The sequence below is a fragment of the Vibrio sp. 10N.261.52.C11 genome, assembly GCF_041471405.1.
Classification (GTDB): domain Bacteria; phylum Pseudomonadota; class Gammaproteobacteria; order Enterobacterales; family Vibrionaceae; genus Vibrio; species Vibrio crassostreae_C.
Genome location: NZ_JBFROI010000066.1, coordinates 23873 through 46479, shown reverse-complemented (window position 1 = coordinate 46479; position 22607 = coordinate 23873). Strand labels below are relative to the sequence as shown.

Genomic DNA, 22607 nt, shown 5'->3' with positions numbered 1-22607 from the left:
GGTATGGGGATGACACAGCGAATAAAACCATTTTTAAACGCACGCCCCCCGCCACAAAAAAATATTGGATTTACTGATGCTCAATGAACATAACGGCGAGGCGCTTAAAGCGGCTCGCTTTATCAATTACGTCCTCACCGCGGTGGTGTTGATCACCGCCTTAGGAACCGCTGGGTTGAGTTTTGCTTTATTAAGCCAAAACCAAGCGGAAAAGCGCACCTTCGTGCCACCTCATATCGACCGAGCGTTTACGATCTCAAGCGATGCGGTTGATGAAGCGTATCTTTCTATGATGGCCGATTGGTGGATACACCTAAAATTTAATGTCACGCCCTCTAACGTTAAACGTCAATTCAACTTACTCATTACCTACGTGCCGCCTAAATACTGGAGCGGCTTACAAGACAAGTTGATGCGAGAAGCCGAATTTATCATCGAGAACGACGTCACCAGTTTTTTTGAAGTTGACACGCTGTCTATCAACCTGAATGAAATGAAAATACGGGTCAAAGGCACGCTCAACAAAACCATCGCGGGGCGCACACTTGACCCTGAGCCCGTGACTTATCTACTCCAAGCCGATTACTCAAGTGGCTTGATTGAACTTCACACCATCGCCCAAGAGATACCGTTATGAAAATACGCTTGATTTATGCTTTTTTTGGTTTGTTGTTACCCATCATGAGCCACGCCCATACGATTGACGCAAAGACCTACTATTTTGAGCAAAATGATACCATTGTGTTGCCCTTATCCTCGGTCAACACCAACCGTTTAGTAGTGAAAGACGACAAGATATTAAACCTTCATTGCCCTAGAGGGTTTTGTCTCGCTAAAGCCAATCAACGAGACCAATCGGGCTCTATTACCGTCAAACTCAACATCGCCTTGCCTTTTACCGCGCACGTCACCACAGAGAAAGGTCAAAATTTCTCGCTTTTTATCAACCCTAAAGCCGTCCCTGCGGTGGTGAATGAGTTTATTCCGCTTCGCTCTACTGCAGAGAAAAGTGTCTTTGAAAAAGATCTCGAATACCCTTTGGCCTTGGGGCAACTCACCAAACAAATGATACATTGGCAGCGTTCAAAGACGCCTATCCCAGGGTTTCGTGTCCATCCGATTGACCCCGAAACCCTCCCCAAAGACACGTCGCCACTGGCCATTATTCCGCAGACCCTTTTTGTAGGCCGCCCCTTCTCAGGGCTTATTTATCAAGTTAAAAACCAATCCAATGACACCGTCACTCTGACCGAAGCGCAATTTTACAGTTACGCCAGTCGGAGCGCCTCACTTGACCGTTATACCTTACCCCCAGGTGAATCTACACATCTGTACATCATCACAGGAGGTCGCGAATGAAACGATTGAAACAGTGGCTTTTTAGAGAGTCAGACTTAGAGGATGGAGTGCTCGCCAATGACCAAAGTAAGCAGCGTAACCAAATACTCAGCCTGTTAGCCGTTGCGCTCTTAGTCGCAGTTTTTTTTGCGTTTAAAGCCTTTAAACAACCTCGAACCTCGCTAGATACTGCGAAAGAAGTCGTTGAGCCAGCCCCCAATTTTGGGGAAATCATTACTGATGATTTTACCGACAAAGACAACCGCTCAGCCTTGACCTTACAAGGTCAAGACATTGAAGACGTCAAAGAGAAGATGGAAAACCTCAATCGAGACGTCGATCGTTTGATGACGAGCAACGAAAATACGATTTCGCAAATGAAGAAAGAGAACGAGATCTTACGCGAGGAATTACGCCAACATCAAGAAGCGCAACGCACCATCGCCTTGCCATCAACCCAATCGCTACCCTCAAAGGAAGCCGGTCACCTCACCGTCATGGGAGAGCCTGCGCCGTTTGGCTCGCGCCCACTTCCTCCCAAACCTTTGCCCTCTTACGCCACTAATGATCTGCAAAAAGAGAGCTTTCAATACAGCAAAGCCGATAAGGCCTCGTTTGATGACCAAGGGCAAGCGTTTGACTCGTTTGATTTTTTTTGGACAGCCTCCTCAGAGTCAGCGTACCAACGAACCGTCGACAATTACGTCCCGTCGGGCACCTTTGTGACCGCCAAAATCACCGGTGGCGCCGATGCCAATGCCGGGGCGTTCGGCCAAAGTGATACCGCCCCCATCGTGTTTCAAACCGTGCATGAAGGCGTGTTGCCCAATGGAGAAAAGAGCCACCTCAAAGACTGCACCATCATTGGGAGCGTGTACGGTGACCTTTCTTCCAATCGCGGCGTGGCGCGCACTCATACCCTCAGCTGCATTCGGGACGGTCGAATTTTAGATATCCCCGTTCAAGGCACCGTCTTTAACTTTGGGCGCAATGGCATCCGTGGCACCTCGATTTTACGTAACGGCAAAATCGTCCAAATGGCGGGGATCTCAGGCATCTTAACCGGACTGGGTGAGACCGGGGCGGGCTTGGCCAGCACCACCTCAACCTCAGCGCTTGGCTCAACGTCGAGCCTCAACAGCAAGGATGTGGGATTAAGTTTATTGGGCAATGCCACCTCGGACGTGGGGAGTAAGCTTTCGGATTACTACATTGCCTTAGCCGAGTTATATCACCCCTTCATCGAAATCAATCCAGGGGGCATCGTGAATATCGTCTTTACGAAAGGGTTCCCTCTGGATGATGAGGAAGCGATCAAACGCTATGTTGATCATCAGACAAAAGAGCAAGAGCAAGCAAAACCAGACACCCTTTTAGAAACCATCACACTCAACCCTCTCGCGGCAGAAGTTAACCAACAATTAAATTAAGGTCGGCTTTTATGACTATCAAACTTTTCACAGCGCTGCTTATTAGCCTACTAGCAGGTTGCTCTGCGGGCTTTCAAGATGAATTTAGTTGCCAAAAAATCGGCGGTATACCCGGCTGCGCCAGCATGGATGACATTCGCAACATCTCGACACACCCAACAACACAACAAGTCGCCGAGGCTAACGTCCTGGCTTCCCACCCTTTTGCCTTACTGCCAAGACGCACCCGTGAAGGCCATCCTATTCGAACCCAAGACACGGTTAGGAAGGTGGTGATTTTTCCCTTTACTTCGGATGACACCACCACTTACCTCGACACAATGGATATTTACATTGTGTTAGACGAGTCTACCTGGACAGGTCGCCCTGTTCAGGCTATCAAGAAGGATTAACGCCATGGGCGTCTCAAAAGATTTAAAGGGTTTTTATCAAGAAGCCAAACGTGAATATAACCACCTTCATTCTGAACTGCCTTACCGCACTTTTGATGCGCAGCACAGCCTCTTTCATAACAAAAAGGGCGTAGGATTTGGATTCAAATTGAGCGTCTTAACGGGGGCGAATGACGACATGGTGGAGGCATTTAACCGTCTCATCATGGATTTACCGCCTGGCCATAAATGGGATTACCATTTTTCCATGATGGGCCACAACCACGTGAGTCATTTGATTGAGCAAAATACCGCCTTGAAATCCGCTCGTGCGGGTATTTGCAGTGAATTAGCAAAACAAGAAGCCGATTACGCCAACTTTGCGGCTCACCACGGCTTTTTTCATCGTCAGAAGCATTACTTTGACATCAAAGATTACAGCGCGTGGTTGTTTGTCTCCAGTACGGACGATGTTGATAGTGTGTTGGATTGCAAAGAGGCGCTCACCACGACTTTATCCCAAATTGGACTGGAGCTCACGCCGCTTACCCCCGAAGGCTTAATCAACTACGTCGAAGGCATTCTCAATTTTGACCCCACACAAACCGCCCCTCGCGGATCTGACTACGCACCAGAAGCGTTGATCTACAAACAAGTCCTCTCTCCTGATACCGAGTTTTTAACTCGCCGACATTACACCGACGTTCGCTTTAGTAACCGCCAACATCAAACGGTGACCTCGCGGATCATTTCATTGGGTTTACGCAGTACACCTCGAACTTTCCGCCTTTACGCCTTGCCCGATTGTTTTGCGTCCTTAAAGAGCGTGGCCAAAAATGTGCAATGTCCACACCTCATGACCCTCAATTTTCGCCATCAAGAATCGGGCAGTTTTGCGACCAAAAATGGCGGACGCATTGGAGAGCTGGAAAAAACACTCAAGTCCCCGATGGCATTTTTCTTCCCTCAAGCGAAGAAAGAGCAGAGCGAACGCGAGCAAATTCGAGATGAAATGTCGGATGGCATCAACAGCATGGCATACATGCACCTGACGCTGACGTTATTTACCAACAAAAAATCCGAGCGACTGCATCGCACTACGGCCATTAACGCCTTTCGCTCTGGCGGGATTGATTTACAAACCGTCTCGATGCTGCAAAGCCAAGCGCTCATGACGACCTTACCGTTCATGATGACCGATGGGTTTTGGGCCGATTGCGACCGTGCTGGACGCATTCAAACCGTAAAAACCGGCAATGTGGCCAACCTCTTGCCTCTTGTGATGGACGTAAAGAATTTCAGTGGCGGCATGATGCTTCCCACCATGCGCCAACAAGCCTTTTGGTTTAATCCGTTTAATTGTGGCTCAGATAACTACAACATCGCCCTGACCGGAGGCTCCGGGGCAGGAAAATCCTTCTTTGTGCAAAAGCTCGCCGAAACCCTCTTTGCCATGAACGGTAAAATCTGGGCGCTAGATAAAGGAAAGAGCTTTAAAAAGCTCACCTTGATGCTTGGCGGCCGCTACATGACGGCTGAGAAGATTTACCTCAATCCATTCACTCACCTGGAACGCATTGCCATGGGGGATGACTATACCGATGAAAAAGGCGAACAGGTCAACCCTCTCAAGGAAACGCTGCACACCATCACCGGACTCTTTGCGACCATGGCCTGCCCCACACACGAAATGGGAGATTTTGAAAAATCGGTCCTCGGTGATTGCATCATTGCGGCTTGGCAGGCACACAAAAGCGAGACGTTGGTTGACCATGTGCAAGAAGCGCTGTTTGCGGCGGCCGAAAAACAAGGCGGTGATCGCCGCCTTTCTGATATCGCCATGCAACTGAATAAATACCGCTCAGAGGGGATCTACGGTGACACCTTCAATAAACCGTCCATGCTGGATCCCAATGTCCACTTTACCACCATTGAACTCGACGGATTTCCCTCGGACATCATGCGACCGGTGATTTTTGCGCTGATGTCGAGCATCACTCAGCAGATGTACCTTTCAGGCTCCCGTTCAACGCCGAAGATGTGCATCATTGAAGAGGCGTGGTCTCTGATGGCTGGCTCTAATGCACAGGCACAAGAATTCATCAATACCGGTTATCGCACCGCCCGAAAATTTGGGGGTTCGTTTTGCACCGTGACGCAAGGGATTGAGGATTTTTACAGCACACCTGAAGCGCTCGCTGCGTTCAATAACTCCGACATTCACATCACTCTGCGTCAAGGCAGTGGATTGGCGAAATTCATCAAAGACAATCCTTCACACTTTTCACCCTATGAGCAATTTGTCATCAAGAGTTTTGAAAAGTCCTCCATCGCCGGTTACAGCTCTGTCATGCTAAAAACCGGTGATGTAACGACCTTTCATCGCTTGTTTGCCGATCCTTTTACTCGTGCGTGCCTTTCGACAGAGCCGCATGAGTTTGAGTACTGTGAAACCTTGATGAACCAAGGCGTCCCACTCATGGATGCGGTCAATCAAACCGCAGAGCATTTTTACGGACCAGAAATTGAGATCTTCAACACCCTCATCTATGGTAAGGAGGCCAAATGAAATCCATCCGTCACACACGTCTTGTCGGTGCCCTGTTTGCCATAGTGTTGATGATGTTCACGCTGATGGCCGTCAAGCTCAACACCGCCCCTCAAATCGTGGTCTTCGATATCGAACAAACGTTAGCGCAATATCAAGACCAACTCATTGAAGCCAACCTCAGCGATCAGGAGCACAGCGCGCAATTGGCGACCTTTGATACGGAACTCAGGCGGCTCTTGAAAGAATACGCGCAAGCGCACCATCTCGTGATTATCGTGCCAGGCGCGCTCATCAGCGGCGCACCGGATAGAACCACCGAGATCCAACATTACGTTATTGAGGCGCTTAAAAAGGAGTCATGATCTTATGATTGTTCACGGGCATTCATTCATCAAACCAACAGCACTCTCAAAGGTGCTCGGTCTCACTTTACTTGCCATCGCCCCCACCGCTCTTAGTCAACAATTTGGGCGTCAAGGCGAACTTTTCCCTATTGCAGAGGTAGACATGTTGCAATGGATTAACAGCAGATTGACACACTTAGAAGCCACGGGAGAAACCGCAAAGATGCAACAGCAGTTTGTGGAGAACGTAGAAAATAACGTGCGAAGACCCCCTCCCGTTAAAGGGTTGACCGCCACCACCGCGCCCAACACCTTTTACATCGACCCATCATTAAAGCTGGCCACCGATATCAAAGATGCACAAGGTAACCTCCTTTATGCTAAAGGCCTCGTCATCAACCCTTTTGATACCGACACTTGGCCAGTCGACATTCCCAAACAATCATTCGATTACTCGTATGTGATTGTCTTTCTTGATGGTGACGACCCAAGCCAGCGCGCTTGGGCTAAACAATACCGCGCAGATAAGCCGATAAAATGGACCCTCACCAACGGCAGTCCAGAAGACGTCGCCACGGAGTTTGACGCCCGAATTTATTTTGACCAACAAGGTCACTACAGCCGTCAATTTCAACTCTCACACATTCCCGCTCTGATTGAACAAGACGGAGCGCGGTGGAAGATCACAGAGATCGATGTGACGCCGTTCACCACCATAAACAAGAGTGCGACGAACACAAAATAAGGAGAAAGACCTTGAGATCCCATGGGTTATTACTGCTTGGTTTGTTCCTATTTCCTTGGCAAACCCAAGCTCAATCCGCCGCTTGTACGGGGCATTTCTTAAATCCATTGTCTGATATTTGTTGGGACTGCCTATTTCCTATGACACTGGGCAGTGTGCCTCTCATTAGCTCGACATACCCTGACACCGCCAACCCAAGCATGCCGATCTCCTATTGTCCTAAACCCCCGCCCATTTTTATGCAAATTGGCTTAAACATTGGGTATTGGGAGCCGTATTCCTTGGTGGACGTGACGCGAGTCCCTTATTGCATGGTCAACATGGGGATGCAGTTGAGTAATGACAATAGCCAACAAATAGGAGGCTCGCAGCACGACTCAAGCAGCAAAACCAGCGGCAATGCTTTTTATCACGTGCATTGGTACAAATATCCGGTGATTTACTGGCTACAACTGATGCAGTCGGCCGCCTGCATGGCCACGGATAATTTCGATGTTGCCTACATCACCGAGCTTGACCCGTTTTGGGATGATGATGAGATGTCGTTCATTCTTAACCCCGAAGCCATTTTGTTTGGCCACCCCATCACGCAGCTCTCTTGCATCACCGAAGCCATGGCGACCACCACCGGGCGCGTTTTGCCTTTTGATGCGCTTTTTTGGTGTTTAGGCTCACAAGGCAGCGTCTACCCATTAACCGGTAATAGCGCTTACTCTCATACCGGCCCTCAAGTTGGCACACTGATGTTAGAGCGTTTTAATTTTAAAATGCACAGGCAAGGCATTGTGTGGGAAACCCGGGGCGAAGATGGCGCAATCTGTTACCAATGGCCAGAGCCTATCTTGCCGAAAAGTCGCTATCGCTATCAATTGTCGGCACCGATTGGTGATGCCGCTCATTGTTATCCCTATGGCACCACCTCGTCACTTTGGGAGCAAGGTAAAGACAACCCAACCACCGGCGGTAACTTTGGTTTTGTGAACTGGCGAAAACGTAATTGCGTATTTTTATAAGGAAATGAGACGATGTCATTTAGCCCAAGAGCCTCATGGCTGTTACTTATTCTGCTGGTTAGCCCTCTCTCAACAGCCGAGAAGGGTTACTCTCAAGAAGAGCTCAAAGCGCTTGCCAAGCAAGAGCAGACCATTGCAGCGCCAACCAATCACAGTGAACTGACCACCTTTCTTGAACGAGGTCAGCAACATAAGCAAGAAGCGTTGTCGATGAATCAACACCTCGATAACGTGTTGCAAGACTCGCCACTGGCGAGTGTTCTTGGGGTGCCTCAGGAAAATCCAAACAAAAAGGCGCAAGGTGTGATGGTGTTTGTGTCGCTTTCCATGCCAGATAACGCGCTTAGACAGCTACTCAAACAAAGTCAGCAATATCAGGTTCCGCTCGTGATACGTGGGGTACTGCCAGAAGGCATGGTCCCAACCACCTCTCGAATCATGGATTTGTTAGAAGCGTCCGACGAGGGAGAGGCGATTGAGGGCGGTTTTGCCATCAGCCCACAATGGTTTCGTCAATTTAACATCACCCATGTCCCCGTGTTTGTGGCGATTGGAGACGCGTGCAATGAAGCGTCTTGCCCGAAAAATGCTTACGACATGGTTTACGGCAACCTTTCCCTTCCCAACGCATTAACGATTTTAAGCCAAGGCGATGTCGGACACATCGCCAAACAAGTGCTCAATAGGAGTTCCCCTTGAATACGCCCTTTTTGCTCTCTTTCAGCGCCGCTCTCTTAATTTCCCTTCCTACCCTGGCCGACCCACAAAAAAACACGTTTTACGACAACGTGGAATGGGCGAAAAACGCCCAAAATGAGGCTTACAACCCCTCAGAGATGACGCTTAACCTGTCCGACTTCTGCAGCGACAATAATCTAGGGTGTGAAAGCCAAATCCGACAACCTGATGAAGCGGGGATGACTGACGCACAAATCACAAACCAATCCACGTTGGAGTTTGGCAGCAACGAACACGCTCAAGCAATACAAGAGGGGTTTAACAATAATAGTGCCATCATTGACCCCAATGATGATACGTATCGATTCGCCACCCTTGGCATTGAGAACGCCTATGAGATCAGTCATGGTCAGTCTAATCAGTACGTGGATTGTGACAACGCCACGCAGTGCGTCATCGATAATATCGCAAAGCAATGTCACCGGCCGACTCACAACCCAGTACCGTGTGAAAAAGTCCCCGTCGCCTCCGTGAGCCTCAGTGAAGTACTCTACCGCTGTCCATCCGGCTGGACACAGCAAGGGGAGGATTGCCAACGTCCCCTCCCACAATGCCGATACAATAATAAACATTATGTGAGGCAAACGAGAGGTGATGGCATTTTCTCATCGTCAGGAACCATGTATTTATGGGGCGGTAAGAGTGTCTATCCCAACCAAGGCTACACGCTTGGCGAGTTAAAACAGACCTATCACGTTAATTGGCAAGCGAGCGAACACTGGGATAAACGCTACGAGATTTGTCGACCCACCACACAAACGAAAAAAGCCACCTTGAGCTGTTCAAACGGATTCTCCTTATCCGGAGGGAACTGCATCAAAAACACCATGACCTGGCGAACACAATGCCGCCTGATGAACTCGTGCAAGATCACTCGCCAGCAATGTATTGAAGGTCGAGCCACCCGCACCATTAATGGCATACCGACCACGCTTGATTGCTGGAAGTACCGGGTTGACCACCAATGCACTCGACCCAATACGTGCAACGTCCTGCCCGCCGATTGCACCACGACTTCGACCCATTGCAGCCTCCAGCAAAACGGTGTGTGCATTGAGGAGAAAGTCAATAAATCCTGCCCACAACGGCGCTGCAGTGCCACTCAATTAATCTGTGGAGAAAAGAGCTTTTGTCTGGATGGCGATTGTTTTGAAGCCATGGCGACCACTTCAAACCGCTTTAATGAAAGCACCTCAGCCTTAGCCGCCCTCGCAGAAGCCGCTGACGGTCTTGGCGATCCACCAATGATATTTACAGGCAAAGGCATGAAATGCACAGACGCGGCTTTGGGTTTTGCCGACTGTTGTAAAGACGGTGGTTGGGGCACGAGTATTGGCGTGACGCAATGCAACGATGAAGAGAAGGCGCTCGGCCAAGCCAAAGAGCAAGGGCTTACGATTGCCCTTGGCAGTTATTGCGCAGAAAAAGTCTTAGGCGCGTGTATCCGGAAAAAGAAGACCTACTGCGTCTTTGACAGCAAGTTGGCACGCATCATCCAAGAGCAAGGCTCGAAAGGCCAGTTAGGTATCAGTCTGGGAACCGCCAAAACCCCCATTTGCGGCGCCCTTACCCCCGAGCAGCTTCAAAACATAGATTTTGAACGCCTCGACTTTTCGGACTTTTATGACGACATGCCCCGCAACACCAACCTGCCTTCGGCAAAAGAAATCCAAGAGCGATTGCAAAGCGCTTATAGACCTTAACTTAATCAATGATGAGGACATGATATGGACCCCCTACTCCCTCTACTTGTGGCCACCCTGTCGACAACCGGGTTTGCTACCACCCTGATCCGCCATCTTCTGTTCAAACGAAAACTCCATCAGCTCAAGCAAGAAATGATGAGGCACCAACAAAAACACGGTAACGATGAAGCACTTTGGATGTTATTTCACACGCGCACCCACAAGATGCTGAGTTTCTGGCAATAATGAGGTCACACCATGAAGGACTTATCCACAAAAACGGTGAACAACTCAATTAACCGATTAACAATCAAACCCCTACCGTTAATGTTGTTGGCTTTATTGGCCTTTCACAGTATCGCCGATGAGCCCCCCAAGGGGTGGCGCTGGTATAACGAGACCAAAGCGCCCAAAGTCCCTCCCAAAGAGGAGGAGAGCCTCCCCCCCAACAGCGTCTCTACCGTGATGAGCGCCACCGAGCAGATGCAATGGTTCCACCGCGCGTTTGATGAAGCGTTAAACGATGCCACCATTAACCCAACCGATGAAGAGAAAAATCTAAAATTGATGAAGCTGAAAAAATTCATCGATGGCAAGACCACGCAAACGGGCATGACCTTCAAAAAGCTCATCAACGAACACCCCGAATACTCGTACACCAAAGACCGCCCCACAGAGCAAGCCGCAAGAGCGACGTACTATCAAGGTATCCAACTCAAAAACGAAGCCACTGTGCGTCAATTGGTACAAGAAGGTTGGGGCCTCTACTTCATCTACGAAGGGCAAGACGCCTTATCTCAAACCCTAGCACCCTCAATCCAAGACTTTGCCCACCGGTACCACATCGAACTGGTCGGGATCAGCAAAGACGGTCAGACCTTTGAGACGATTAATGAAAACCGTATTGATAAGACAGGGCGTGTACAGGTGCGCTACACACCGGCTTTAATGCTGGCCAATATCCACACCAAAGCACTCAAGCCCCTCGCCTACGGCTTCATTTCACAAAAAGACTTGCTCTCTCGCTTTCACAACGTCGCGACCAATTACCAAGACAGCGACTTTTAACTTAAGGACGCCCCGATGAACGCTTTTATCCGCACGTTATTGTTGAGTACGCTGATGACGCTCGCCTCAACCTCCCTCACTCAAGCGCAACCCCCTCATGCGATGACAGGCCAATACGCCTTGGTGTTCTTCCATTTTAGTCAGTGCGCTGAGTGTCACCACTTTGCCCCAACCATGAAGCGGCTAGAGCAAACTACTCAACTACCTGTGTACGATTTCTCCTTTGACGGACAACCCATCCCCGGTTACGCGATGCCTATACCGACCAACTCTGACATCACCGCTGCGTTTTTTGGGGATCTCAAAAACGCCATTACGCCCGCCACGTTCTTAATCAACGTCAGCAATGGTAAGTACGTGCGTTTGAGTGAAGGCAATGTTCCATACACTGAGCTGCTTAAGAGCTACCAAGCCTTGCGCGCCGATGTGGCCATCATGGAGAGTTTACAATGACGCGACCTACCCTCCTGGCTCTCTTAATGAGTCTTTCATGTTCACTTCATGCCGGCGGCTTGGGCGACGCCATGAACAGCTTTTGGGATGACAGCAGTTTTAACAGCAACATCACGAACCCAAGTGCCTATCAGGGTCAATCCGCCACCTACTATAATGCGGGCAGTTTGTTTGCTCGCACCAACATCAAAAACATTCAACTGGCCGCCATCACCTTGCCTTCTGTCAGCGCAGGGTGCGGTGGCATTGACGCCTTTATGGGCGGCTTTTCTCATATTAACTCTGACCAACTGGTGGCTTTTGGTAAAGCCGTCATTGCCAACGCCGTGCCCTTCGCGGTGGATTTAGCGCTGCAAACTTGGGCGCCGAGCATCAAAGAGAATCGGGACAAACTGCAAGCCATTGCTGATCAGTTCCTCACCACCTCGATGAACTCTTGCCAAGTAGCGCAATCGGCGGTCTCTGGTTTAGCGGCCTTTACCGATGGGGAAGCCAAGCGACATGCCTGCGCCACCCTAGGCACGCAAAGCAACGCTTTCGCTGATTGGTTAGAAGCGCAACACGAATGTCGCAACGTCCGTACCAACCAGAGCACACTGGCTAGCAACACCGATGACGCCACGGCGCACGCAGTGAAAGTGAACTTAAATGTGGTGTGGGATGCGCTCATGAAAAGCGCTTACCTTCAAGACAATCAAGAGGTCGCCGAGTTTATCGTAAGCCTCACTGGCACCGTCATTTACGACGCGCAGGGGACGCCAAGCTACATTCCGGCCATGTTAGTGGGTAACGACACCGCCATTAACGCCCTTTTGACCGGAGGGGATTTGGAGGTGTATCGATGCGACAACACCGAGACCTGCCTTTCGATGAGCCTAAGCGCCATCAGCCTAAATGAAAGCCAAGCCTTTAACGCCAAAGTGCGCCACACCGTCGATACGCTCTATGCCCACTTACAATCTGACCAACCTATCACCGACTCAGAGAAGAGCTTTGTTGAACTCAGTGACATTCCTATCTTAGCAATGCTCATTGATGATGCGCACCTCAACCTACAACCAGAAAGCCATTTATACGCTCAAAATATTGCCGCCGATCTCTTGCATGCCTATCTCAACAACATGCTGATGATCGTCAATCAATCCATGACCAACCTCGCTTCGGTTAACCCAACCGACGTCAATCGCACTCTCGAAGGCATCAACAGTGCAAGGGATTACTTACAAACCATTCGAGACCGTCACAAAACAAAATTGAACGCGTACTTAGCCCTCACTGAGCGCTTAAAACGCAAACGAAAGCTCCTTAGCCAATCGGCAAGTGACGCTACCCTATCGAACCTCACCTTTGGCCATTAAAGGAGATCCCCAATGACCTTAGACTTTTATCTCTATGGCGCAGGCCCTCAATTACAACGAGCCTTGAACGCCGTCGCCACTTTTTTTACCACCAACACCTTTGGCTCGTTAATCGAAATCGCCTTACAACTGGCCTTTATCATCAGTGCCACCCTATTTTTTGTGTCTCGAGACGCGAAACATGTGATGCGTTTTATGTTCATTTACTTGGCTATCCCCACTTTTCTTATCAGCATGAAAGCCACCGTCCATATCAATGACGCGCAAAATCCTATGCGCATTTATTACGTGAATAACGTGCCTTACATCGTCGCAATACCCGGTTGGGCGGCCACCACGTTCATGCACGGCTTAACCGAAGGCATTGAAATCGTCTTTAGCAGTACAGAGGATGAAAGCTACAGCTCCTCAGGCATGGTGTTTGGTTCGAATTTATACACGTTGCTTCGTAGCGCCAACGCCGAAACCATTGATCTGCAACGCTATTGGAAAGACTTTTATCACAACTGCATCGTCGGAGACATTCGAATTAACAAAAAATACACCATGCAAAACATCCTGCAAGCACCGGATTTGCTGGGTTTTCTCGCCACAAAATCGATGTCCCCCATTCGTGGGCTCTATAACCCCCAGGGTCAATACAGAACCTGCCGCGACGCGTTTCCTGAACTCACTCAACAATTTGATGAAGAGGCCAATCAAACCATGAATAAACTGGGCGCGTATATCTTGGGACGAGAGAGCAACATCCAATCAACGTTCTTAAGAAACGCCATCGAGAATAGTCACCAAGATTTAATTGGGGTCAGTAACAACGCGGTCGATATTTTAAAACAGAACATGGTCATCAACATGACGCGATGGAACATCGAAAACACGCACCGAGGTATCGCGGCCAACTACGCCTACACCGCCAACCAAATGCAAACCACCACCATGTGGGCCAACATTGGGCTGCAAGCCAAAGAGTTCATTCCAATGATGCACTCGATAGGAGTGATTTTGTTTGTCTGCTTTGGGGCGATCATTGCCATCATTGCCTTGCTGCCACATATGGCGCTGCCTGTCCTTAAAAACTACGTTGGCAGTTTTTTCTATCTGGCCACTTGGCCTATGATATTCACCATCCTCAACGCTATCATGATGTGGTTCTTAGAAGGGGCGACCCAGGGCGCGACACAAGGGTTACGCGGCATTACCCTCTCGAACATGAGCGGCATTGATTACGTCAACACGCGTTACGCCTCCATTACCGGATACTTGATGATGTCCACCCCCGCGATTGCTTTGGCGTTAACCAAGGGCGCAGCGGCCATGATGAGCAGCTTAAACTACCAACTGGCGGGGATGATAAACCAAACCAATGCCCGTACTTCAGCCGCGGCCTCAAGCGGTGACATCAGTCACGGTAATACGCAAATGCAGACCCACACGTTTAACAACGTCAATGGTAATAAGTTTGATACGTCGACCCTGTTGAAACAGCACGGTACCACCACCCAAGACACTAAAGGTATGCTTTCAACGCAATACGGGGATACCACCGTATATGACACCAGCCCTACCGCGTCGAATTTCCAATGGAACGTCGCATCAACCAGTCAATACAGTGAAGCGGTGCAAGACTTGCACACCAATGCTCAATCGAACCTCTCGACACAACAAGCGGCCTTGTCGCAAAGCACACAAAGTGGCTCTCAACTGATGGCCGATTGGAAAGAGAGTTATTCTTCAACCCAAGGTTACGGTTTAACTCATGGACACGGTGCAACTGCTGCGGCTTCAAAAGGCTTAGAGCAGGTCAACTCCGCCACTGAGCAAGTCAGTGCAGCAACCGGATGGAGCCATGAGAAAGCGAATGCCTTCTTACACTCTGCGTACGGCGGTTATGACGTGAATGCAGGACTGTCAAGCGGCGCTCTCGGTGACGCCGTAGGGTTTAATGGGAGTGTGAACGCGTCCACGGGACAAAAATGGACACAGGAAGACCGCGAAACGCTCAGCAGCATGAGCAACGAGCAACAAAGCCAAATGCAAGCCGCTATCGAATCCTACCGCTCTGGTGCCAACCAAACCATCGATGCGAGCAACCGCCTCACGGCCGACGAACGTAATACGGAGATGGGCACTTACGCCACTGGCTTTACGGCGAACTTTAGTGAGACGCAAGGCTTGATAACGTCCACGACACAATCTCAGCAAGAGGTCGATACGCTCAGCCAAGTTAACAGCCAAGAGCATCGTCAAGTGGCGAGCCTGATTGAGAAACTGGAAATACCATTCCAAGATTTTGTGGAGGAGCAATATAAATCTGAAGAAGGACGAGCAAAGCAGATTCTTACCGGTAGTAATGATAAATCACGCCAAGATCGAACAAATGAATGGGAAGCATTTAAAACAACCGACACGTTTAAAGATTTTGTGCTCGCCAGCGTACCCACTCAAGAAGAGCACGAACAAACCTTTAATCCTGAGCCGACCCAAGCCGAGTGGCAAACGATGGTGGGCGAACAATACAAAGGTAAAGCTCTAGGCAACACCAGCCAAACGGTGATTGAGCAGCATGAACAGCGCGGCGGCACTGAGCGTTATTACAACCCAGACAACCACTCACAAATCGTGGAGGAGACACGTGAACAATTTGAGGTCACCAGTAACCGTGTTGAGCCACCTTCCACCTTGCAGCCAACAGAGAATGAGGAGGATAAAACCCGAACTTAAATATAAATAATGGTTAATTATTGAGTAACCCAAGTAAGGTATCAAAACAACCTAGTATTATACACAATATTAAATGGAGAGAATAATGATGATGAAATGGATCGTATTAGGCTTATTCACATGGTGCTCTTTTTCAGGAGCTACGGCACAAGGTTTTGATGAACTTTCAGGCAGTAAAAACAATCCAGCCTCTATGACGTATTACTTGGAGTATTATAAAAAGACGAATAATCAAGAATATCAATACTTATTAGCCACCGTTCGTGCTGCTGCAGATACGGTAGATTTTTATACCACTCGATTAGATGCTCGCGATCAGCGCATTGATTATTGCTTGCCCATGAAAGATGCAGCCAATCGCGACACTTTATATAACTGGAAAACAAAAGAGCTAATAGATCTTATCAATAACCAAATTGAGCATGATCCTCGTGTAAAAAAATATAATAGGCTTGCGGGCTCTATCGGAAGCTACCTTGTTGCCGCTCTCAAAGAGCAATACCCTTGCCCTGTACAAAAGCAGTTGTAGGCTGTTGGTTTACCCTACCAAAAGTTATCCATTATTATCATGCCGTTCGCTACTACCCCCGTGATATCTCACGGGGGTAAACTTAGACCAAGCTACTGACTTGCCGCGTTTTTCAAAGTAATGATGACTGCGCCCTCTGCTGTGTCCTAATAGGCTGATATATACCTATAGGCTTTCAACCAATCCAAGTTCATTACTTGTAATCTGGTTTAATTTTTTGCTGAAACTCCCCCTGTTGATCCCTAACATCCTAGTAGCCTTTGATTGATTACCGCGCGTATGAGTTATCAACTCAGTAAACAATGTTTTTAGCACCGTAGGAGTAACCCAAGACATATCCGAGCTAGCTGATTTATTATCAAACCATGTTAGCTCCAGTTCTGCTCGGATAAGTTTTTTCAAATGGTCTTTGTTGATTGGGGTTAGTTGGTCATTCATATAAATTGGAGGTTGTTAATCGATTTTATCATGTTGGCAAATTTATCATGAAAGTGCCTTAAAATCCGCTCACTCCCAAATTTGATGTCATGCAGGCTTTGGTTTGTAGTCGCTTGGTGGGCACAGTCATCTTGACTTGAGTATGTCGTCTACTCGACAATTATGAGTTAGAAGTGTTCGGATTCCGAACAAAGAATCCGACTTCAAGCGTTGCCTTCCCTGCCCTAGCTCATCAATAGCTATCATCCTGATAAATATCACCTTACAAACTATACCCATCATCTATCGCTTGTGTTTTAATGCATCTAAACGCTTATCAGGTAATCTTCAAATGGCACGAAAACACGATGGAATCATATGGCACTTAATGGACGCTCCATGGTGGTTAAGTGTAGTACTCTCTGCTTGTATTTATTTTGGGCTTTCATACCTATTGCCTAGCTTGGCCGTGGATAGCAATAATTTCATCTTTGAAGCTATTGCTCCAAACTTGCCCTTGATGGCTCCATATTTTACGTTCTTATTTCTTCTCCCCGCACCGATAGCGTTTTTCAAGCAATATCAGAGGAAAAGAAACTATCTCAAGACGAACAATCAGATTAAAATTCAGAGGAATACTTCCCCACTAAATCACCTGACTTGGATCGAATTTGAAAGTTACATCGGAGAATACTTTAAGTCTCAAGGGTATGCGGTCAAACAGTCTTTCGCTCAAAAATCTGATGGCGGTGTTGATATTTGGCTTACAAAAGATAGTGAATTAAGCCTTGTACAATGTAAGCATTGGAAAACTCGCAAAGTGGGTGTGCAAGTTCTAAGGGAAATGTACGGTGTCATGATCGCGAACAATGCCAGTAAGATGATTATCGTAACTTCAGGAGGCTTTACTTCTGAGGCTGTCGCTTTTTCTCTAGATAAGCGTCTGTGGCTAGTCAATGGCAGCGAACTAGTACATATGATTGAAGATGGGCGCAGCTTTCAAAATAAACCATCAATATCGCCCCAAACACACAGGGCAGGCGTCGAATCTATGATTTGCCCTAGTTGCCAATCTAAGCTTGTAATGCGTGTTGCTAAGCAAGGAGCTAAATCTGGTATGTCTTTTTATGGTTGCTCTACGTATCCAAAGTGTCGTTATACTTGCGACTGCTGAGTTTTAATCTATTCGCAATACACGCTTGTTGTAGAAAGTAATCTTTGATATCCCGAAAGTTGCTGCTGGCATCTATTGCTATTTGGCATGGCGAACAACTGATTTATTGCGGTATGTCTAGAAGACAAATCGAAAAGAACAGTCATAAGCCCAAATTTGGTCTAATCACACGTATTCAAAGTCATGCTTCTGGTCGCTTAAGTGTTGACCAATTTTTTGGGTACGTTGCGAACTGTTTGGTGATTCCTAGTTTGAAACCATCTGAACCCCCTCGCTTTGCTTCCGGAGACCTCAAGCTCGACTCTCTAACGAAAGAAGACATCCACCAACCTCTTGAATTTCAATATGTTGTTGTCGATACAAGCGAAGGGGCTTACAAGCAAGAAGACAAAGCTAGGTCTGGCGAGACATTGGGGCAATTACCTCTTTTAAACCCTCTCTAGATAGGTTTTGTCCAGGGAGAGTATGCTAGAGCTGATCACACAAAGGTTGATCAGTTTTAAAAACGTTTTTGGATATAAATGATTTACAACCACTGCACTAAACCGTTTCTATCAGATTAGAAAAAGTATCTTGGAACCTTAAGCGATTGTTATACCTTTGTTTGTTCATACGCTAAAGTTATAGGTGTAAAAAAGCCGATTCAACTGTATTAGTTTGAATCGGCTTAAAAAATTGATGAGCAAGAGCATATTCGATTATGCAACTGCTTTGGCTTTCTCAATTGTTGAGTTTTGAGACTCTGAAGCAGCGACGATCACTCTTTTATAAACTTTTTTCTTTTCACTTGAAGATGTACGCTTCACAAAATTTGACAATGGTGATGAAGCAACCTTCTTACTGCTAAAATTAAACATAAAGCCTCCTATCAACCTTTAAATGCCCACAATTTTGTTTACTTCTTCTACAGTATAATTCGGTTTCAGATAAGGTTTCAAGCTACTAACGTTACTATGATAAGTTCTAGTGCTGCCATCATTATCTTTCATCAACAAGTCGACTTGGATCTTTTTACCGAATTTTTCCTTCAACGCCTCTATAACTGTCTGAGAACCAAAGAATTGTTCTACGAAGTGTTCAGGGAGAATTTTTCGACCTTCAACTTTTTCTCTCGCGTTAACAAATTCCCATGCTAGTTCAGGGCGTTGATACACAAATATTATCAGTACATCTCTGTCTTTGTCTAAAGATCTTTGAATGTTTTTTTCCGCTACATGGTAGCTTGATAACGTTCCGTCTAACAAAAAACTCTGACCATTCTTAAAGATATAGTCCATCGAACGTTCAACAAGAATAACAACTGCACGCTGAAATAGGTATGAATTCGAACCATCGTAATCTTCAAATTCAATGCGCAAGTCATCAGGATCTAGGCGAAGAACTTGCACATGACCATCAGAGATGGAAGCAACTAATTCTTTAGATGATTCTGTTTTCCCTGCCCCTGGAGAGCCACTCATAAAAACAGATACAGGAGCCTCTTCTGGAAGGTAGACTGCTTTATCAGTAAGCCTTCTACAAATCTTAGTCCTGTTTTTCTTGGCAAAGATGACTGCCCTGTCCCTGATTGCAAGTTCTTCGTCATTAAGATCCAAGATGACCATCTCAAAATTAATATATTTCGCACATTATACACAATAATTAACGCCTAAAGGCATAACTTGCTCTAACTCAAGTGCATTTCAATACGTATAAAAAATTCATGTGAAATATGGAGTTGAGCACTATGAAAAAGTTCGCCTAACAAAACTAGGAACCAACCATGAGCTAAATTTGGCTAACTTAGGGGCGACAAACATACAGAAGAGTAAACACTCTGAGAAAGAGCCACTGGTAAAAATTCAAACTGGTAGTTAACATAATGACAAAGTCGCTTGGTACTTAAGGTACGACAGAATCGCTTGGTGATCACATCAAACTGGTAGGTATCGAAACAAGCTTTTGGACACAAACGTGCTAGAAAATGCCACGGGTAAAAATTCAGCCTACGAAGGTTCGGGACAAAAATGGACACAGGAAGACCGCGAAACGCTCAGCAGCATGAGCAACGAACAACAAAGCCAAATGCAAGCCGCTATCGAATCCTACCGCTCTGGTGCCAACCAAACCATCGATGCAAGCAACCGCCTCACGGCCGACGAACGTAATACGGAGATGGGCACTTACGCCACTGGCTTTACGGCGAACTTTAGTGAGACGCAAGGCTTGATAACGTCCACGACACAATCTCAACAAGAGGTCGATACACTCAGTCAAGTCAACAGCCAAGAGCAACGTCATCTGGCCAGCCTGACTGAGAAACTGGAAATACCATTCCAAGGTTTTGTGGAGGAGAAATATAAATCTGAAGTAGGACGAGCAGAACAGATTCTTACCGGTAGTAATGATAAATCACGCCAAGCCCGCGCTGATGAATGGGAAAAATTTAAAACAACCGACACGTTTAAAGATTTTGTGCTCGCCAGCGTCCCCACTCAAGAAGAGCACGAACGTACCTTTAATCCTGAGCCGACCCAATCCGAGTGGCAAACAATGGTGGGCGAACAATACAAAGGTAAGGCTCTAGGCAACACCAGCCAAACGGTGATTGAGCAGCATAAACAACGCGGAGGCACTGAGCGTTATTACACCCCCGACAACCACTCGCAAATCGTGGAGGATACACGTGAACAATTTGAGAGTACCAGTAACCATGTTGAGCCACCATCAACCTTACAGCCAACACAGAAGGAGGATCAAACCCGCTCTTAACCTATAAATAATGGTTAATTATTGAGTAATTAAAATGAAAAATCGTAACGACCTAGTAAGATACACAGTATTAAATGGAGGGATTAATGATGAAATGGCTCGTATTAGGCTTAGGCACATGTTTCTCTTTTTTGAGCTTAGCCAATAGTCAAATTCCAGAAATCGACCGACTCAGCAGTGGCAACAGCCCTGCAGATATGAGTTACTATGTTGAACATTATCAAAATCCGGGGAGTCCTGAGTATCGAGATTTATTGATTGGTACTCGTGTCGCTGCTAACGCCGTGAACTTTTATACCACCCGTTTAGATACTCGCGGCCAACGCATTGATTATTGCTTGCCAATGAAAGATGCAGCCAATCGCGAAACATTATGGGAATGGAAAACCAAAGATCTGATGACAATTATCGACAACAGACTTGAACACGATCCTCGTTTAAAAAAATACGGCAAAGCAGGCATTGGTGGCAGCATCGCCAGCTATCTAACCGCCGCATTAAAAGAGCAATACCCTTGCCCAGTGCAAAAGCAATTTTAAGCTATTGGTTTACCCTGCCAAAAGTTATCCGTTCTTATCATGCTGTTCGCTGTAAATCCCCGTGATGTATCACGGGGGTAAATTAGACCAAGCTACTGACTGGCTGGCGTTTTTCAAGGTAATGATGGCTACGCCCTCTGCTGTGTCCTAATAGGCTTGATATATATCTATAGGCTTTCAACCAATCCAAGTTCATTATTTGTAATCTGGTTTAATTTTTTGCTGAAACTACCCCTGTTGATCCCCAACATCCTAGCAGCCTCTTGAATTTCAATATGTTGTTGTCGATACAAGCGAAGGGACTTAAAAGCCAGAAGACAAGGCTCTAACTTACTTGTCGCTCTCCAATTTTCCAAGCTATGTACTTGTAAACTTGCCTACCGCAATCATCTGATACATAATGACACTACCATCTGATAAGGAGTTATTGTTATGTCACAAATGCAAGCATTCAAGCCTGTTAAACAGCCAGCTAGCTTTTGGCAGCAAGTAGGTATTCCATCGCGAGGGGTAACCCTTTATGAGTCTGTTCATAAAGGTCTGGATTTTGATGTTTTTGACAAACTAGCCAAGCACTCTAAATTGGAAAAGAAAGAGTTGGCTACCGCTGTTACAATTCCACCAGCCACACTAAACCGCAGATCGAAAGCGGGACGTTTTAACAAAGACGAAAGTGATCGTTTGTACCGTTTTGCTGAGATATTCAACCAAACCATCAACTTGTTTGAAGGTGATATCTTGGCCGCGTGTGAATGGATCAAATCCCCTGTGGTTGGTTTGGGTAATCGCCGCCCTATCGATATGGTTGCCACAACTGCTGAATCAGAGGGTGTGCTAAACCTAATTGGACGATTAGAGCATGGGGTATTTTCTTGATCACTTTGTACCGAATCGTAAAGGAAAAGTGGGAAGAGTCAGCTTTCGATGGCGAAGGCTCCAGACTGTACGGAGGGCGTTGGAATTCTATTGGACGGTCTGCGGTTTATGTTGCGGCGTCAGAGTCACTTGCCATTTTAGAAATCTTGGTTCATCTCAAAAATACCAAAGTACTTGAAAATTATGTCTTGTTTACGTTGGAACTGGATGAAGCCGATGCTTTGGTCCTTGAAAATGACGACTTACCGGACAACTGGAATGAAGAGCCAGCCCCGCTTCAGACAGCCGAAATAGGTGATCAATGGTTATCGAGCTATTCAAGCTTGGCGCTGGCGACCCCATCGGTGATTGTGCCTCGCGAACAAAACTATGTGCTCAACACAAAACATCCAGGTTATCCAAAACTCATCAAAACGGCCAAAAAACACGAAATTTCTTTCGATACCCGGCTTCTATAAATCAGCGATTCCCACTGTAAATGTCCGAGGACATTAAAGTTTGTCAGT

25 protein-coding genes are annotated in these 22607 nt (G+C 47.1%); 22 read left to right on the top strand and 3 right to left on the bottom strand.

Going from position 1 to position 22607, the window contains the following annotated elements:
* Positions 1-76: 76 nt before the first annotated feature.
* The 16 genes from traE (at position 77) to AB4323_RS20620 (ending at position 16344) form a co-directional block, all read left to right on the top strand.
* Positions 77-637, top strand: a complete 561-nt coding sequence (traE, locus tag AB4323_RS20695; RefSeq protein ID WP_016800277.1) for a type IV conjugative transfer system protein TraE — start codon at positions 77-79, stop codon at positions 635-637.
* Complete coding sequence (gene traK, locus AB4323_RS20690; RefSeq protein WP_016800276.1) at positions 634-1359, top strand: type-F conjugative transfer system secretin TraK; 726 nt, start codon at positions 634-636, stop codon at positions 1357-1359. The genes traE and traK overlap by 4 nt, the downstream gene beginning before the upstream one ends.
* Entirely contained in the window at positions 1356-2768 is a 1413-nt protein-coding gene (locus AB4323_RS20685; protein ID WP_102258055.1) for a TraB/VirB10 family protein, read from the top strand. Before traK ends, AB4323_RS20685 begins: the two co-directional genes overlap by 4 nt.
* Before the next feature lie 11 nt (positions 2769-2779).
* The gene (gene traV, locus AB4323_RS20680; RefSeq protein WP_016800273.1) at positions 2780-3160 is read left to right on the top strand and encodes a type IV conjugative transfer system lipoprotein TraV; all 381 of its coding nucleotides are present in this window, start codon (positions 2780-2782) and stop codon (positions 3158-3160) included.
* A gap of 4 nt (positions 3161-3164) precedes the next feature.
* On the top strand, positions 3165-5708 hold the full coding sequence (traC, locus tag AB4323_RS20675) for a type IV secretion system protein TraC (protein ID WP_016800272.1): 2544 nt from the start codon (positions 3165-3167) through the stop codon (positions 5706-5708).
* Positions 5705-6052 carry a TrbI F-type domain-containing protein gene (locus AB4323_RS20670; protein ID WP_016800271.1) on the top strand — a complete coding sequence of 116 codons (348 nt, stop codon included), beginning with the start codon at positions 5705-5707 and terminating at the stop codon, positions 6050-6052. The genes traC and AB4323_RS20670 overlap by 4 nt, the downstream gene beginning before the upstream one ends.
* 4 nt (positions 6053-6056) lie before the next feature.
* Complete coding sequence (gene traW / locus AB4323_RS20665) at positions 6057-6779, top strand: type-F conjugative transfer system protein TraW (RefSeq protein WP_016800270.1); 723 nt, start codon at positions 6057-6059, stop codon at positions 6777-6779.
* A gap of 11 nt (positions 6780-6790) precedes the next feature.
* A complete protein-coding gene (gene traU, locus AB4323_RS20660) occupies positions 6791-7792 on the top strand; it encodes a conjugal transfer pilus assembly protein TraU (RefSeq protein WP_372147130.1) in 1002 nt (333 codons plus the stop codon).
* Between the two features lie 12 nt (positions 7793-7804).
* The gene (gene trbC / locus AB4323_RS20655) at positions 7805-8491 is read left to right on the top strand and encodes a type-F conjugative transfer system pilin assembly protein TrbC (RefSeq protein WP_372147131.1); all 687 of its coding nucleotides are present in this window, start codon (positions 7805-7807) and stop codon (positions 8489-8491) included.
* Positions 8488-10233: a type-F conjugative transfer system mating-pair stabilization protein TraN gene (gene traN, locus AB4323_RS20650; protein WP_372153248.1), complete on the top strand. Its 1746-nt coding sequence runs from the start codon at positions 8488-8490 to the stop codon at positions 10231-10233. The genes trbC and traN overlap by 4 nt, the downstream gene beginning before the upstream one ends.
* Before the next feature lie 24 nt (positions 10234-10257).
* Entirely contained in the window at positions 10258-10461 is a 204-nt protein-coding gene (locus tag AB4323_RS20645) for a hypothetical protein (protein WP_137001387.1), read from the top strand.
* A 12-nt stretch (positions 10462-10473) separates the two neighbouring features.
* Positions 10474-11283, top strand: a complete 810-nt coding sequence (gene traF / locus AB4323_RS20640) for a type-F conjugative transfer system pilin assembly protein TraF (protein ID WP_170962716.1) — start codon at positions 10474-10476, stop codon at positions 11281-11283.
* A gap of 15 nt (positions 11284-11298) precedes the next feature.
* Complete coding sequence (gene traF, locus AB4323_RS20635) at positions 11299-11736, top strand: conjugal transfer protein TraF (RefSeq protein WP_372153246.1); 438 nt, start codon at positions 11299-11301, stop codon at positions 11734-11736.
* Complete coding sequence (locus AB4323_RS20630) at positions 11733-13094, top strand: conjugal transfer protein TraH (RefSeq protein WP_017061846.1); 1362 nt, start codon at positions 11733-11735, stop codon at positions 13092-13094. Before traF (AB4323_RS20635) ends, AB4323_RS20630 begins: the two co-directional genes overlap by 4 nt.
* 12 nt (positions 13095-13106) lie before the next feature.
* Entirely contained in the window at positions 13107-15815 is a 2709-nt protein-coding gene (locus tag AB4323_RS20625; RefSeq protein WP_372153244.1) for a conjugal transfer protein TraG N-terminal domain-containing protein, read from the top strand.
* A gap of 85 nt (positions 15816-15900) precedes the next feature.
* Positions 15901-16344, top strand: a complete 444-nt coding sequence (locus tag AB4323_RS20620) for a hypothetical protein (protein WP_017091788.1) — start codon at positions 15901-15903, stop codon at positions 16342-16344.
* Positions 16345-16509: 165 nt separating this feature from the next.
* Here AB4323_RS20620 and AB4323_RS20615 read toward each other — a convergent pair whose 3' ends face one another.
* A complete protein-coding gene (locus AB4323_RS20615) occupies positions 16510-16782 on the bottom strand; it encodes a helix-turn-helix domain-containing protein (protein WP_102502808.1) in 273 nt (90 codons plus the stop codon).
* A 331-nt stretch (positions 16783-17113) separates the two neighbouring features.
* On the opposite strand from AB4323_RS20615, the gene AB4323_RS20610 reads away from it, so the two are divergent.
* Both AB4323_RS20610 and AB4323_RS20605 read left to right on the top strand, forming a co-directional pair.
* On the top strand, positions 17114-17935 hold the full coding sequence (locus AB4323_RS20610; protein WP_016799990.1) for a restriction endonuclease: 822 nt from the start codon (positions 17114-17116) through the stop codon (positions 17933-17935).
* A 113-nt stretch (positions 17936-18048) separates the two neighbouring features.
* Positions 18049-18378, top strand: a complete 330-nt coding sequence (locus tag AB4323_RS20605) for a hypothetical protein (protein ID WP_372147498.1) — start codon at positions 18049-18051, stop codon at positions 18376-18378.
* A gap of 255 nt (positions 18379-18633) precedes the next feature.
* Here AB4323_RS20605 and AB4323_RS20600 read toward each other — a convergent pair whose 3' ends face one another.
* Both AB4323_RS20600 and AB4323_RS20595 read right to left on the bottom strand, forming a co-directional pair.
* Positions 18634-18792: a hypothetical protein gene (locus AB4323_RS20600; protein WP_016799988.1), complete on the bottom strand. Its 159-nt coding sequence runs from the start codon at positions 18790-18792 to the stop codon at positions 18634-18636.
* 18 nt (positions 18793-18810) lie between these two features.
* On the bottom strand, positions 18811-19539 hold the full coding sequence (locus AB4323_RS20595) for a zeta toxin family protein (RefSeq protein WP_017091786.1): 729 nt from the start codon (positions 19537-19539) through the stop codon (positions 18811-18813).
* A 349-nt stretch (positions 19540-19888) separates the two neighbouring features.
* Here AB4323_RS20595 and AB4323_RS20590 point away from each other — a divergent pair, with 349 nt between their 5' ends.
* From AB4323_RS20590 to AB4323_RS20575, 4 genes are all read left to right on the top strand, one after another.
* Positions 19889-20686: a hypothetical protein gene (locus AB4323_RS20590; RefSeq protein WP_372153242.1), complete on the top strand. Its 798-nt coding sequence runs from the start codon at positions 19889-19891 to the stop codon at positions 20684-20686.
* A gap of 86 nt (positions 20687-20772) precedes the next feature.
* Positions 20773-21225: a hypothetical protein gene (locus tag AB4323_RS20585; protein WP_016799983.1), complete on the top strand. Its 453-nt coding sequence runs from the start codon at positions 20773-20775 to the stop codon at positions 21223-21225.
* 432 nt (positions 21226-21657) lie between these two features.
* Positions 21658-22101, top strand: coding sequence for an antitoxin Xre-like helix-turn-helix domain-containing protein (locus tag AB4323_RS20580; RefSeq protein WP_016800265.1), 444 nt, complete (start codon positions 21658-21660; stop codon positions 22099-22101).
* A complete protein-coding gene (locus AB4323_RS20575; RefSeq protein WP_017093449.1) occupies positions 22098-22559 on the top strand; it encodes an RES family NAD+ phosphorylase in 462 nt (153 codons plus the stop codon). Before AB4323_RS20580 ends, AB4323_RS20575 begins: the two co-directional genes overlap by 4 nt.
* Positions 22560-22607: the final 48 nt, after the last annotated feature.